This is a genomic window from Phycobacter sedimenti (assembly GCF_038148855.1).
GTDB lineage: Bacteria > Pseudomonadota > Alphaproteobacteria > Rhodobacterales > Rhodobacteraceae > Phycobacter > Phycobacter sedimenti.
On record NZ_JBBVGR010000009.1, the window covers coordinates 103,049 to 116,580 of the forward strand.

Below are 13,532 nucleotides of genomic sequence, written 5' to 3' on the forward strand. Positions count from 1 at the left end.
AAGCGGAGACTATACATGTCCGAACCATCCGATCTTGCCCCATCCGATCTCGCGCCACTGTTCACCCTGCCCCGCGATGGCGGCGGCGAGGTCTCGCTGGCCGACCTCAAGGGAGAGGCCGTCGTGCTGTTTTTCTACCCGCGTGATGATACGCCGGGCTGCACCAAGGAATCCATTGGATTTTCAGGCTCTTTGCAGGCTTTTGCCGATGCCGGTGCCAAGGTCTTTGGCATTTCCAAGGACACCGTCGCCAAACACGACAAATTCGTCGCCAAACATGAGCTGACCACCCCGCTCTTGTCCGACGCCGATGGCACCACCTGCGAGGACTATGGCGTGTGGAAGGAAAAGAACATGTACGGCAAGAAACACTGGGGCATCGAACGCTCCACCTTCCTGATCGACGCCGAGGGGCGCATTGCCCGGATCTGGCGCAAGGTAAAGGTCGATGGCCATGTCGAAGAGGTGCTGGAGGCGGTAAAGGCACTCTGATCCAAGGGAGCAAACAGGTGCGGACGGGACTGTTCACGATATGCGGGGGGGGACCTCCCGCGCCCGCGGAACAGCCCCTTTTCGGGCCTGCCCCTGGCGGCCTTGGGCCCGGCGCCGCGCTTGGCGCGGCGCCGGGCCCAACGGGAAGAGATCATTCTTTCAATGATCGACGACGGGCGGGAGCCTGCCTTCCGGTTCAGGCGCATCTCCCGGTTGCTAACATTACGTCAGCAGGGCAAATACAGGCAAATCAAGGACGACAGAGGCCGACACGCAATGACCGACACCCCGCACTCACTTGCAGAAATGGCCACCGAGGTGCTCGTCACGGCCGATGGGCGTGAAAAGACGGCGCTTTCCCGGCGCCACGCCGCACGCTGGTTCACCTCTAGGCGCGGCGAAACTCCGGCAATCCCGATCGGCACCGCAAACCCGCCTTTGCAACCGGCCCGCCCTGAGCGCCCGGAACTGCTCGACCCACGCGATGTGCCCAAACGCAAGCCCGGATCCGAAGCGGGACGCATCGCACTTCTACATGCGGTCGCTCATATCGAACTCAATGCCGTGGATCTTCACTGGGACATCATTGCGCGGTTCTCGCATGTCCCGATGCCCATGGGATTCTTTGACGACTGGGTAAAAGCGGCAGATGAAGAGTCCAAGCATTTCAACTTGATGTGCGACTGCCTTGAAAGCCTCGGCAGCCATTACGGCGCCCTGCCTGCTCATGCGGGCATGTGGCGTGCCGCGGAAGATACCGCAGAAGACCTCATGGGGCGCCTCGCCGTGGTTCCCATGGTTCTTGAAGCCCGCGGTCTGGATGTGACGCCCGGCATGATCGGGATATTTCGCAAGGCAAAGCTGACCGAGGCCTTTGAGGCGCTCGAGACGATCTATGCCGAGGAAGTCGGTCACGTGGCTTACGGTTCAAAATGGTTTCACTTCCTGTGCGGGCGCGAGAACCTCGATCCAAAGGACGTGTTCCATGACTTGGTGCGCAAATACTTCCATGGGGCCTTGAAGCCCCCCTTCAACGAAGAAAAACGCGCCGAGGCCGGACTGCCGCCGGACTTTTACTGGCCCCTGACCGAAACCGGCGCGCAGGCCCCGGAGGGTTGAGCCGCGCCCGGTGCAGGCAAGTTTTCGCCAATCACCCGGCTGACCGGCCGCAATTCGTTTCCAATGGGTCAACGCACTTGCCCAAACGGTAGCCTCTGGCTATTCAAATGGGCTATGGCGCTCCGCACCCGGTCCACTGGTGGAACAACAGGCGCCAGACTTGATGGGATGGAACAAGGATCAGCACGTGCGCAGACGTCTGACTATTAGAATGCACGCCTTTCTGGAACGCCACTTTCCCGAACGGCGCGTTTTCCTCAAATCGGATGACGACACCAGGTTCATCCGCCTGCGCTCGGAAACCCAGCTTGTTGCATTCATCGGCGTGACCCTGTTTGTGGGGTGGTCGGCGATTGCAACCGCGGTGGTGCTGATGGACAGCATCGGCGCGGGTAATTTCCGGGAGCAGGCCAAACGGGATCAGATCACATACCGTGAACGGCTCAACGCGCTCTCCCTGGAACGCGATGCCCGCGCAGAAGAGGCTTTGGCCGCGCAGAACCGTTTCAACGCAGCTTTGGCGCAGATCTCTGACATGCAATCCGAACTGCTGGCCTCTGAAACGCGCCGCCGTGAACTTGAAACCGGTATCGAAGTCATTCAGGCCACCCTGCGCGAGACGATGAGCCAACGCGATGCGGCGCGCACCGAACTGGCCGAGCTGCGCAAGGAGGCCGCTCAGGACAGCGGCACACAATCGCTGGCGTCCGTTGCTCCGGTGCAGATGGAGTTTCTGTCCAGCGCGCTTGCCGAAACCGCTGCGGAGCGTGACCAGGTGCGCGCCGACGCGCAATCGGCGCTTGAACAACGAGATTCGCTTGAGATGGAACTCAAGCTGATGGATGAGCGCAACGACCAGATCTTCCGCCAGCTTGAAGAGGCGGTGACCGTATCCGTCACCCCCCTGGACAAGATGTTCCGCAGTGCAGGCATGCCCCCCGACCGCATTCTGGAGCAGGTCCGGCGCGGCTATAACGGCCAGGGCGGTCCGCTGACCCCTTTGGCCCTGTCAACGCGCGGTGAAGAACCCACCGCCGAAGAGTTGCGCGCCAACAGGATTCTCAATGAGCTGGACCAGCTCAATCTCTACCGGATGGCAGCGCAACAGGCGCCCTTTGCCACGCCCGTGAACTTGGGGCTGGTACGCCAGACGTCAGGCTTTGGCTATCGCCGCGATCCCAAAACGGGGGGGCGTCGCCTCCACAAAGGGTCCGATTTTGCCGGCCGTACCGGCACCGACATCTATGCCACCGCCGACGGTGTTGTCACCCATGCAGGCTGGCAATCGGGCTATGGCAAGCTGGTCACGATCCGCCATGCCTTTGGAATCGAGACGAAATATGCCCATAACTCCAAACTCCGCGTGAAGGTCGGTCAAAGGGTCTCGCGCGGGGATCACATTGCTGATATGGGTAACACCGGACGGTCTACCGGGACCCACCTTCATTATGAGGTGCGGGTGAACGGAAAACCAGTAAACCCTATGATCTACATCAAGGCTGCAAGAAATGTTTTCTAAAAGCAAAATCAACGAGCCCGGGCCCAAGCAGGCCGATGCAACCCCTGCGTCCGCGACGCCAAGCGCACCGCCCGCCGCACCGTCAAGCGACTTCAAGGCCTCCCCGCCTAAGGCAAAACCGCCCGCGTCGCTGCTCAGCTCTGATCTGCACATCACCGGCAACCTGAAAACCACCGGCGACATCCAGGTCGAAGGCACCGTCGAAGGCGACATCCGCGCCCACCTTCTGACCATCGGCGAAAGCGCCACGATCAAGGGTGAAGTCACTGCCGATGACGTCGTGATCAACGGCCGTATCGTGGGCCGCGTACGAGGCCTCAAGGTCCGCCTCACCTCCACCGCGCGGGTTGAAGGCGACATCATCCACAAGACCATCGCCATCGAGAGCGGCGCCCATTTCGAAGGCTCCGTACAGCGTCAGGACGACCCTCTAAACCCCGGCGCCAAGAAGGCCGCACCGGCTGCTGCATCGGCTCCGGCAGCCGCAAAGGCCGAAGGCTAATCCGGCCGAGGCACCAGCCTCGAGGATCAGAAACAACTGAAAACGCCGCGACCACGCGGCGTTTTTTGTTTTCCACCTATTTCTCTTCACCAAAGAAAACCGCCCGCGCGGGAACCACACGGGCGGTATTGAGACTGTGCATACCGGTCGCGGGGCGCCGGATCACTCGGTCACGGTGACCTTGGTCATCACATCCGGCTGGCCGATCACCGAACCGTTCGGCCCGGCGCCGCGCTTGATGGCATCCACCACATCCATACCTTCGGTGACCTCTCCGACCACGGTGTACTGGCCGTTCAGAAAATACCCGGGCGCAAACATGATAAAGAACTGCGAATTGGCGCTGTTGGGGTTCTGCGAGCGCGCCATGCCAACGACACCACGATCATAAGGCACGTCCGAAAACTCGGCCGGAAGATCCGGGCGATCAGACCCGCCCATGCCAGCCATGCTCATGTCACCGCCCAATTCGCCGTATTGCACATCGCCGGTCTGCGCCATGAAACCTTCGATCACGCGGTGAAAGACCACGCCATCATACTGACCTTCGCCAGCCAGTGCAGTGATCTGCTCCACATGTTTCGGGGCGACATCCTCGAAAAGGTCGATCTTGACGGTGCCATTGGCGCCCTCGCCCTCGATCTGGATTTCAAGGCCAGAGGCAAAGGCGGACCCGGCAACCAGGGTCAGGGCTGCGGCTAGTTTAAGCATCGGCGGCCACCTTGACGCTGATCATGCGGTCGGGGTTCGCGGGTGGCTCGCCGCGGGTGATGGCGTCGACATGCTCCATCCCTTCGATGACGCGGCCATAGACGGTGTACTGACCGTTCAGGAAGTGGTTGTCCTTGAAGTTGATGAAGAACTGCGAGTTGGCCGAATCCGGGTTGGCCGAGCGCGCCGCGCCCAGCGTGCCGCGGTCATGGGGCAGTTTGGAAAACTCGGCCGGAACGTTCGGCAGGCTGGAGCCGCCAGTGCCCGCCATGCGCAGGTTGAAACCGTCTTCCATATCGCCGTGCTGCACATCGCCGGTCTGCGCCATGAAACCGTCGATCACACGGTGAAAGGCGACGTTGTCGTATTCACCGGCACGGGCCAGTTCCTTCATCCGTTCGCTGTGCTTGGGGGCCACGTCGGGCAGCAGTTCGATCACCACCTTGCCGTCTTTCAGCTCGATGATGATGGTGTTTTCCGGGTCTTTGATCTCGGCCATCTGGCTCTCCTGTCGTCAATCCTTTGCCCGATACCTAAGGCCAGAGGCCCGGATTGCCAAGCGTGAGCATTGACTGCGGGCGCAAAAGCTCCGAAACAGCGAGAAAAGACATTTGCCAAAGACCGGAAGGAGCCTGAGCATGGGCTGGAATACCCTTGATGACATGGATCTCAGCGGCAAGCGCGTCCTTGTGCGCGTGGATATCAACGTGCCGATCGTGGATGGGGTGGTGACCGACTCCACGCGCATCCGCCGCATCGCGCCGACCGTGCGTGACATCCTGGCCGCAGGGGGCAAACCAATCCTGCTGGCCCATTTTGGCCGCCCCGGCGGAGAACGCCGCGAGAACCTGTCGCTCAACCAGCTGATCCCGACCCTGGAGCGTGCCTTTGAAACCCGTGTGCTGTTTGCCGCCGATTGCGTCGGCCCCGGCGCCGAGGCCGCAGCGGCCGCGCTGCAACCGGGTGAAGTGCTCCTGCTGGAAAACACCCGCTTCCACGCAGCTGAAACCAAGAACGACCCAGAGCTGGCTGCCGGGATGGCACGCCTCGGCGATGTTTACTGCAACGATGCCTTTTCCGCCGCCCACCGCGCGCACAGCTCGACCGAGGGCATTGCCCGCCTGCTGCCCGCCTGCGCAGGCCGTCTGATGCAGGCGGAACTCTCGGCCCTAGAAAGCGCCCTTGGCGCGCCGAGCCGTCCGGTGACGGCGGTTGTGGGCGGCGCCAAGGTTTCGACCAAGCTGGAGCTTCTCAGCAACCTCATCACCAAGGTCGACTACCTGGTGATCGGCGGCGGTATGGCCAATACCTTCCTCGTAGCCAAGGGGCTGAACGTCGGCAAATCCCTGGCGGAGCGGATCATGAAAGACACCGCCGCCGAGATTATTGCCAAGGCCGAGGGCGCAGGCTGCAAGATCATCCTGCCCTCAGATGTGGTCGTCGCGGAAACCTTTGCCTCCCATGCGCCGCATCAGGTGCTGCCTGCGGACCAGTGCCCCGAAAACGGTCTGATCCTGGATGCCGGCCCCGATAGCATTGCCAAGATCAACGAGATCTTTGAGCAAAGCCGCACCCTGATCTGGAATGGCCCGTTGGGGGCCTTTGAGATGGAACCCTTTGATGCGGCCACCAATGCGACCGCGCTAAAGGCAGCGGCGCTGACCCGTGCTGGCAAGCTGACTTCGGTGGCCGGCGGCGGCGATACCGTTGCAGCCCTCAATGCATCGGGCGCAGCTCGGGATTTCACCTACATTTCCACCGCAGGCGGCGCCTTCCTTGAGTGGATGGAAGGGAAAACCCTGCCCGGCGTGGCCGCCCTGGAACAGAACTGACCTGCATGCTTGCACCCTGCCCGACCGGTTTCTCCGGGCAGGGAGACCTCCACTGCGTCACCCGGTAAGACGTTCCAGGATCGCCCTCTCATCGAGCCCCACGACGGACCCCGGAAGCGATCCCCGTAGTCCCGACAGGCGACTGGTGACATAGCCTTCCGCCACCGCATTGGGCGCGGTTTCCATCAGGCAGGCAGCTGTCATCAAGGTCGCCAGGCTTTCGGCAAACCAGCGCGCCTCTCCTTCCGCAGGGAGGCCAGGCCAGCGTGCCTGATGCGCCGCGAGGGCTTCATCATAGCGGCGATCCCCGCCGCGCGCCCGATCCAGCATCGCGTTCAGGGCCTCACCCGCACGCGGCTCCCGCGCCAGGCTGCGCAGGATATCAAGGCAGATCACGTTGCCGGACCCTTCCCAGATGCCGTTGAGGGGCGCCTCACGATAAAGCATGGGCATCGGCGTTTCCTCGATGTAGCCCATGCCGCCCAGCACCTCCATCGCCTCCCCGATCACCGGGATACAGCGCTTGTTGTTGAGGTATTTGGCCAACGCCACACCGATCCGGGCCAGCGCGCGGCTTTCGTCATCCTGGCGATCAAACGCCGCCGCCATCGCCATGCCAGAGGCCAGTGCCCCCTCGGTGTCCAGTGCCAGATCCGCCAGAACCGAGCGCATCAGCGGCTGGTCGATCAGCTTCTTCTGAAACACCGAACGCCCCTGCACCCACCATGCAGCCTCTGCCAGCGCTGCGCGCATCAGGCCCGCTGGGGCCAGCGCCGTATCGAGCCGGGTATGGTGGACCATCTCGATGATGGTGCGCACCCCAGCCCCTTCATCGCCCAGCCGGTAGGCCAGAGCATCGACATATTCTATTTCCGAGCTGGCATTGGCCCGGTTGCCAAGCTTGTCTTTGAGGCGCTGCAGGCGGATGCCGTTGCGCTCCCCTTCCAGCCAGCGCGGCACCAGGAAGCAGGTCAGGCCACCTTCGGCATAGGCCAGCGTCAGGAAACCATCCGACATTGGCGCCGAACAGAACCACTTGTGGCCGGTCAGCCGGTAATGGTCGCCATCGCGCAGCGCACGGGTGCTGTTGGCACGGACATCCGATCCGCCCTGTTTCTCGGTCATCGCCATGCCAAGGGTCACGCCAGCCTTCTGCTCCACAGGGCGGGTCGAGCCGTCATATTCGGGGCTCAGAAGCCGTGGCACCCAGGTGTCCGCGAGGCCCGCATCCGCCTGTAGCGCAGGCACGGCGGCATAGGTCATGGTCATCGGGCAACAGATGCCCGGCTCAACCTGGTTGAGCATATAGACATGGGCCGCATGGGTGACATGACCGCCCGGCTTCCCGCTCCAGGCGCTATGGGCATAGCCCTGCGCCTTGGCCGCCGCCATCACACGATGATAGCCCGAATTGAACTGGACCTCATCCAGCCGATGGCCCGAGCGCGCAAAGAGAGTAAGGCGCGGCGGATCGCGGCGCGCATCCTCTGCCGCCTGCAGGATCTCGGCACTGCCATAGATCTCACCTGCCTGTGCCAGGGCAAATGTGTCTCCACCGTAGCGGGTCACCTGCTCGCGCAGGGCCGTGTCGCCATTCCAAATCGGCCAGTCCTTGCGGGGGGAGGGCTGGTTCTCGACCATATGGGTGCCCAGACTGCTCCGGGGCGCGCTGAAGCGGGTCTCACGCTCTGCGGGGGCGTCAATCGTTTCGTTTTGCATGCTCTCTCCTCCATCCGGGCGCCAACCTACCAAGCGCGCGGCCACAGGCCAGCCGCGCCGTTGCGTCACGGCGTGTCACAGCGTTGCGATCAGATCACAGGTGAGGGCGAATGCAAGAAACTTGCGCGAATAGCCCATTAGGGGATTCACAGAGCGATTCGCTTGTGGCATAAACATCCAAGACATCGAAACAATCGGTGCAAAAACAATATCTTGAGCAGTAGCATACAGGCAATCTCAACGTGACCCGAAGCAACACGTCATCCATTGGCGCATTCGTCTTCTTTTCCATCGCATTCGCACTGAGTGCGTATTTCACCTTTGCGGCGGTGCAGGGCGATTTCGGGTTGTTCAGAAGGGTCGAGATCCAGGCAGAAGCCGAAGAGCTTCGCCGGGATCTCGCTCTGCTGCAGCAGCATATTGGCCAGATGGAAAACAAGACTCGCCGCCTGTCGGACGAGTTTCTTGATCTTGATCTGCTGGATCAGCAGGCGCGCTCGGTCCTTGGCCTTTTGCGCGCGGATGAGATCGTCATCCACTAGCCTCCCCTGAAAGACTACACCAAAACCTCACCCAAGGCCCACCGCCCCTCGCCAAAGCGTGACATCCTTTGGGCTTGTGGCGCGCGCGCCCTCATGCAAGCCTGCCTCGAACCGCCTCGAATTGGGCATTCATCCGGTTTTATGGGGATTTTCTGCATCGCAACGAAGCGCGACCAGAAAATCGCTCGCCACAGGCCGGAAAATGGAATATGAATTAGTTTAACGCTAAACTATCTGGCATTTAGGGGGAGTCCGCCACTATGGCCACGAGGAAAACCACCAAGAAACCAAACGTTTCTGCCGAAGAGCTGACAAGTCATTATCGGGAGATGCTTCTGATCCGCCGATTCGAGGAAAAGGCCGGCCAGCTTTATGGCATGGGTCTGATCGGGGGCTTCTGTCACCTCTACATCGGCCAGGAGGCGGTCGTCGTCGGCCTGGAAGCCGCCGCCGAGGAAGGCGACAAGCGCATTACCTCTTACCGCGACCACGGTCACATGCTGGCCTGCGGGATGGACCCGGACGGCGTGATGGCCGAACTCACCGGCCGCGAAGGGGGCTACTCCAAGGGCAAGGGCGGCTCGATGCACATGTTCTCGAAAGAGAAGCATTTCTACGGCGGCCATGGCATCGTTGGCGCGCAGGTGCCTCTGGGCGCGGGCCTCGCCTTTGCGGACAAATACAAGGGCAATGGCCGCGTGACCTTTGCCTATTTCGGTGATGGCGCCGCAAACCAGGGGCAGATCTACGAGACCTTCAACATGGCCGCGCTCTGGCAGCTGCCGGTGATCTTTGTGATCGAGAACAACCAGTATGCCATGGGCACCGCCCAGGCGCGGTCTACCTCCACGCCCGAGCTATTCACCCGCGGCGAGGCCTTTGGCATCCCCGGTGAAGCGGTGGACGGCATGAACGTGCTGACGGTCAAGGACGCAGGTGAGCGCGCCGTCGCCCACTGCCGGTCTGGCAAGGGGCCGTATATCCTTGAGGTCAAGACCTACCGCTACCGTGGCCACTCAATGTCGGACCCTGCGAAATACCGCACCCGGGAAGAAGTGCAAAAGATGCGCAGCGAGCGCGACCCGATCGAACAGGTCCGCGAGATGCTGCTGACCGGCAAACACGCCACCGAAGATGATCTCAAGGCAATCGACAAGGAAATCAAGGACATCGTGAACAAATCGGCCGAATTCTCGAAAGAGAGCCCCGAGCCACATCTCGATGAGCTGTGGACCGATGTCTACGCCGAAGCAACAGAACAGAAAAGCGCCTGAGGGGACCCAAGATCATGGCAACTGAAATTCTGATGCCCGCCCTGTCGCCGACCATGGAGGAAGGCACCCTGGCCAAATGGCTGGTCAAGGAAGGCGATACCGTGAACTCCGGCGATATCCTCGCCGAGATCGAAACCGACAAGGCCACGATGGAGTTCGAGGCCGTGGACGAAGGCGTGATCGGCAAAATCCTGATCGCCGAAGGCACTGACGGCGTGAAGGTCAACACCGCCATCGCCGTCCTACTGGCCGAGGGCGAAAGCGCCGATGATGTCGCAGCCGCTGCGCCCGCAGTCAAGGAAGCGCCGACCGCAGAGGCACCTGCGGCGCCCGCTCCGGCCGCCGCTGCTGCCGCGCCCCAAGACGCTCCCGAAGTGGATGAAACACCCGATTGGCCCGAAGGCACCGCGCTCAAGCAGCAGACCGTGCGCGAAGCGCTGCGCGATGCCATGGCCGAAGAGATGCACAGGACCGAAGAAGTCTACCTGATGGGCGAGGAAGTCGCCGAATACCAGGGCGCCTACAAGATCTCCCAAGGCCTGCTGGATGAATTCGGCGCCAAGCGCGTGATTGACACCCCGATCACCGAGCACGGCTTTGCCGGGATCGCGGTGGGGTCTGCCTTTGGCGGCCTTCATCCGATCGTGGAGTTCATGACCTTCAACTTTGCCATGCAGGCGATTGACCAGATCATCAACTCGGCTGCCAAGACACTCTATATGTCTGGTGGTCAGATGGGCTGTCCCATTGTCTTCCGCGGCCCGAATGGCGCGGCCGCCCGTGTCGGCGCCCAGCACAGCCAGGATTATGCCGCATGGTACATGCAGATCCCCGGCCTCAAGGTGGCGATGCCCTACTCGGCCTCTGACGCCAAGGGCCTGCTGAAATCGGCGATTCGCGACCCCAACCCGGTGATTTTCCTTGAGAACGAGATCCTTTATGGCCGCTCCTTCGATGTGCCGGATGTGGACGACTACACCGTGCCCTTCGGCAAGGCCCGCATCTGGCGGGAAGGCCGCGATGTCACCATCGTCTCCTTCGGGATCGGCATGACCTACGCTTTGGAAGCGGCGGACAAGCTGGCCGAAGAGGGGATCTCGGTCGAGGTCATCGACCTGCGCACCCTGCGCCCGATGGACCTGCCCACGGTGATCAAATCGGTGATGAAGACCAACCGGCTTGTGACGGTTGAAGAAGGCTGGCCGCAGGGCTCGGTCGGCAGCTACATCGCCTCCGAAGTGATGCAGCAGGCGTTCGACTATCTCGATGCGCCTGTGGTCACCTGCACCGGCAAGGATGTGCCCATGCCCTATGCCGCGAACCTCGAAAAACACGCGCTGGTCACCACCGACGAGGTGATCGCGGCGGTGAAACAAGTGACCTACCGGTAAGGAGAGACAGCGATGCCCACTGAAATCCTGATGCCCGCCCTCTCTCCGACGATGGAGGAAGGCACCCTGGCCAAATGGCTGGTCAAGGAGGGGGACACCGTCTCCTCCGGTGATCTTCTGGCCGAGATCGAAACCGACAAGGCCACCATGGAGTTCGAAGCCGTAGATGAAGGCGTCATCGCCAAGATCCTGGTGGCCGAAGGCACCGAAGGGGTAAAGGTCAACAGCCCCATTGCCGTGCTCTTGGCCGATGGCGAGAGCGCCGATGATGTGGCCGCAGAGCCTGCCCCGAAACCGGAGGCGTCTGCACCGGCAAACGGCGTCGGCAACGACAATGGCGGCCCCAAGGAGGCTCCTGCGTCGAGCGCAGCCCCTGCCTCCCCTGCCCCAGCCGCGCCTGTGGCCGCAGATGGCAACCGCATCTTTGCCTCTCCGCTGGCGCGCCGCATCGCGGCGGACAAAGGGCTTGATCTGGCCGCAATCACCGGCTCCGGCCCCCGCGGGCGGATCATCAAAGCCGATGTGGAGAACGCCACCGCAGCGCCGAAAGCCGCGGCCGCCCCGGCTGCAAGCGCTGCCCCCGCCGCAGCGGCCCCTGCTCCGGCAACCGGCCCGTCTGCCGATATGGTGGCCAAGATGTACGAAGGCCGTGCTTACGAGGAGGTCAAGCTCGACGGTATGCGCAAGACCATCGCCGCGCGCCTGTCCGAGGCCAAGCAAACCATCCCGCATTTCTACCTGCGCCGGGACATCCAGCTTGACGCGCTTCTGGCCTTCCGCAGCCAGCTCAACAAACAGCTTGAGGGGCGCGGCGTAAAGCTGTCGGTGAATGACTTCATCATCAAGGCCGTGGCGCTTGCCCTGCAATCAGTTCCCGAGGCCAACGCCGTCTGGGCAGGCGACCGGGTGCTGCAGATGAAAGCCTCGGATGTCGCGGTCGCCGTTGCCATCGAAGGCGGGCTGTTCACGCCGGTCTTGCAGGATGCGGATATGAAGTCGCTGTCCGCGCTTTCGACCGAGATGAAAGACCTCGCCGCCCGCGCCCGTGATCGCAAGCTTGCCCCCCATGAGTACCAGGGTGGTGCATTTGCCATCTCCAACCTTGGCATGTTCGGGATCGACAATTTCGACGCCATCGTGAACCCGCCGCACTCCGGTATCCTCGCGGTCGGGGCGGGCAGCAAGAAGCCCGTCGTCGGCGCCGATGGCGAGCTGAAGGTCGCAACTGTCATGAGCGTCACCATGTCGGTGGATCACCGGGTCATCGACGGCGCCCTTGGCGCCAACCTCTTGGCGGCGATCGTCGAAAACCTGGAAAACCCCATGGTCATGCTGGCTTAAGGCTGTCCCGACCAAAGCCACAAGACGAAAAAAAGGCGGTCTCCGGTTTGGGGACCGCCTTTTCTTTGATCTGTTGTGCTCTGCCGCTCAACTCTCGCGGCGCAGCACCTGGTTCATGCTGACGGCGGGTTGGGCGCAACCGGCCTCTCCGACGATCCGCGCGGGCACGCCTGCAACCGTCTTGCAGGGGGGCACATCTTCCAGCACGACCGAACCTGCCGCGATACGGCTGCAATGACCGATCCGGATATTCCCCAGAACCTTGGCCCCGGCTCCGATCAGCACCCCGTCTTCGATCTTGGGGTGGCGGTCTTCCTCTTCCTTGCCGGTGCCGCCAAGGGTGACGGAATGCAGCATGGAAACATTGTCCCCAACCACCGCCGTTTCGCCGATGACGATGGAATGCGCGTGGTCGATCATGATGCCCTGCCCGATGCGCGCTGCCGGATGGATATCCACGCCAAAGATCTCGGAAATGCGCATCTGGAAGAAGTAAGACAGATCGTAATCGCCTTGGGTCCACAGCCAATGCGCCACACGATAGGCCTGAACCGCCTGATATCCCTTGAAATAGAGGATCGGCTGCAACAGACGGTGGCAGGCCGGGTCGCGCTCGTAGACAGCCATGAGATCGGCGCGCGCGGCGGCGACCAGTGCCGGATCGGCCTCATAGGCGGCCTCGACGATCTCCCGCAGGATGACCATCGACATTTCGTTCGAACAGAGCTTGGCCGCGATCCGATAGGACAGTGCCTTTTCGATTGTTGGGTGATGCAGGATGCAGGCATGGATCAAGCCGCCCATGAGAGGCTGTTTGTCAACCGCCTCCTGCGCTTCGGACGCAATACGGTCCCATACAGGGTCCAGAGGTGTCACGGCTTTGCGGGTCTTGATCATGGCGATACATCCTTTGCTGCCCTCAGGATATGTACCTAACGCAGAAATGACCAAACGCAAATTCGTGAAGTAAGATATTTCGAGCCTTGATGACAGGTTTCCCGGGCGTGCCACAAGCGCCGCGCGGCAGCGCGGCGCCGGGCCCAACGGGTGGGAAGCCCTGTTTCAGGGCTGCTGCCACCGGGCGGGAGTT

General features: G+C 62.0%; 13 protein-coding genes. 9 read left to right on the plus strand and 4 right to left on the minus strand.

Annotated features, from left to right (window positions below; translation table 11 throughout):
• Nucleotides 1-15: 15 nt before the first annotated feature.
• The 4 genes from AADA15_RS16225 to AADA15_RS16240 all read left to right on the plus strand — a co-directional run bounded on the left by AADA15_RS16225 (nucleotide 16) and on the right by AADA15_RS16240 (nucleotide 3,632).
• The gene (locus AADA15_RS16225) at nucleotides 16-492 is read left to right on the plus strand and encodes a peroxiredoxin (protein ID WP_341642606.1); all 477 of its coding nucleotides are present in this window, start codon (nucleotides 16-18) and stop codon (nucleotides 490-492) included.
• A gap of 276 nt (nucleotides 493-768) precedes the next feature.
• Complete coding sequence (locus AADA15_RS16230; RefSeq protein WP_341642607.1) at nucleotides 769-1,611, plus strand: ferritin-like domain-containing protein; 843 nt, start codon at nucleotides 769-771, stop codon at nucleotides 1,609-1,611.
• A gap of 187 nt (nucleotides 1,612-1,798) precedes the next feature.
• Entirely contained in the window at nucleotides 1,799-3,130 is a 1,332-nt protein-coding gene (locus AADA15_RS16235; protein WP_341642608.1) for a DUF5930 domain-containing protein, read from the plus strand.
• On the plus strand, nucleotides 3,120-3,632 hold the full coding sequence (locus AADA15_RS16240; protein WP_341642609.1) for a bactofilin family protein: 513 nt from the start codon (nucleotides 3,120-3,122) through the stop codon (nucleotides 3,630-3,632). The genes AADA15_RS16235 and AADA15_RS16240 overlap by 11 nt, the downstream gene beginning before the upstream one ends.
• Before the next feature lie 162 nt (nucleotides 3,633-3,794).
• Here AADA15_RS16240 and AADA15_RS16245 read toward each other — a convergent pair whose 3' ends face one another.
• Nucleotides 3,795-4,343 carry a peptidylprolyl isomerase gene (locus AADA15_RS16245; RefSeq protein ID WP_341642610.1) on the minus strand — a complete coding sequence of 183 codons (549 nt, stop codon included), beginning with the start codon at nucleotides 4,341-4,343 and terminating at the stop codon, nucleotides 3,795-3,797.
• Nucleotides 4,336-4,842, minus strand: a complete 507-nt coding sequence (locus AADA15_RS16250) for a peptidylprolyl isomerase (RefSeq protein ID WP_341642611.1) — start codon at nucleotides 4,840-4,842, stop codon at nucleotides 4,336-4,338. The genes AADA15_RS16245 and AADA15_RS16250 overlap by 8 nt, the downstream gene beginning before the upstream one ends.
• A 139-nt stretch (nucleotides 4,843-4,981) precedes the next feature.
• Here AADA15_RS16250 and AADA15_RS16255 point away from each other — a divergent pair, with 139 nt between their 5' ends.
• The gene (locus tag AADA15_RS16255) at nucleotides 4,982-6,175 is read left to right on the plus strand and encodes a phosphoglycerate kinase (protein WP_341642612.1); all 1,194 of its coding nucleotides are present in this window, start codon (nucleotides 4,982-4,984) and stop codon (nucleotides 6,173-6,175) included.
• A 57-nt stretch (nucleotides 6,176-6,232) separates the two neighbouring features.
• Here AADA15_RS16255 and AADA15_RS16260 read toward each other — a convergent pair whose 3' ends face one another.
• The gene (locus tag AADA15_RS16260; protein ID WP_341642613.1) at nucleotides 6,233-7,894 is read right to left on the minus strand and encodes an acyl-CoA dehydrogenase family protein; all 1,662 of its coding nucleotides are present in this window, start codon (nucleotides 7,892-7,894) and stop codon (nucleotides 6,233-6,235) included.
• A 242-nt stretch (nucleotides 7,895-8,136) separates the two neighbouring features.
• On the opposite strand from AADA15_RS16260, the gene AADA15_RS16265 reads away from it, so the two are divergent.
• The 4 genes from AADA15_RS16265 to AADA15_RS16280 all read left to right on the plus strand — a co-directional run bounded on the left by AADA15_RS16265 (nucleotide 8,137) and on the right by AADA15_RS16280 (nucleotide 12,442).
• Nucleotides 8,137-8,436, plus strand: coding sequence for an FtsB family cell division protein (locus AADA15_RS16265; RefSeq protein WP_341642614.1), 300 nt, complete (start codon nucleotides 8,137-8,139; stop codon nucleotides 8,434-8,436).
• A gap of 260 nt (nucleotides 8,437-8,696) precedes the next feature.
• Nucleotides 8,697-9,710: a pyruvate dehydrogenase (acetyl-transferring) E1 component subunit alpha gene (pdhA, locus tag AADA15_RS16270; RefSeq protein WP_341642615.1), complete on the plus strand. Its 1,014-nt coding sequence runs from the start codon at nucleotides 8,697-8,699 to the stop codon at nucleotides 9,708-9,710.
• Nucleotides 9,711-9,724: 14 nt separating this feature from the next.
• Nucleotides 9,725-11,101 carry a pyruvate dehydrogenase complex E1 component subunit beta gene (locus AADA15_RS16275; protein ID WP_341642616.1) on the plus strand — a complete coding sequence of 459 codons (1,377 nt, stop codon included), beginning with the start codon at nucleotides 9,725-9,727 and terminating at the stop codon, nucleotides 11,099-11,101.
• A gap of 12 nt (nucleotides 11,102-11,113) precedes the next feature.
• Entirely contained in the window at nucleotides 11,114-12,442 is a 1,329-nt protein-coding gene (locus AADA15_RS16280) for a pyruvate dehydrogenase complex dihydrolipoamide acetyltransferase (protein WP_341642617.1), read from the plus strand.
• A gap of 87 nt (nucleotides 12,443-12,529) precedes the next feature.
• On the opposite strand, the gene cysE is transcribed toward AADA15_RS16280, so the two are convergent.
• Nucleotides 12,530-13,339 (minus strand): serine O-acetyltransferase, encoded by an 810-nt coding sequence (gene cysE / locus AADA15_RS16285; protein WP_341642618.1) that lies wholly within the window; start codon nucleotides 13,337-13,339, stop codon nucleotides 12,530-12,532.
• Nucleotides 13,340-13,532 lie beyond the last annotated feature (193 nt).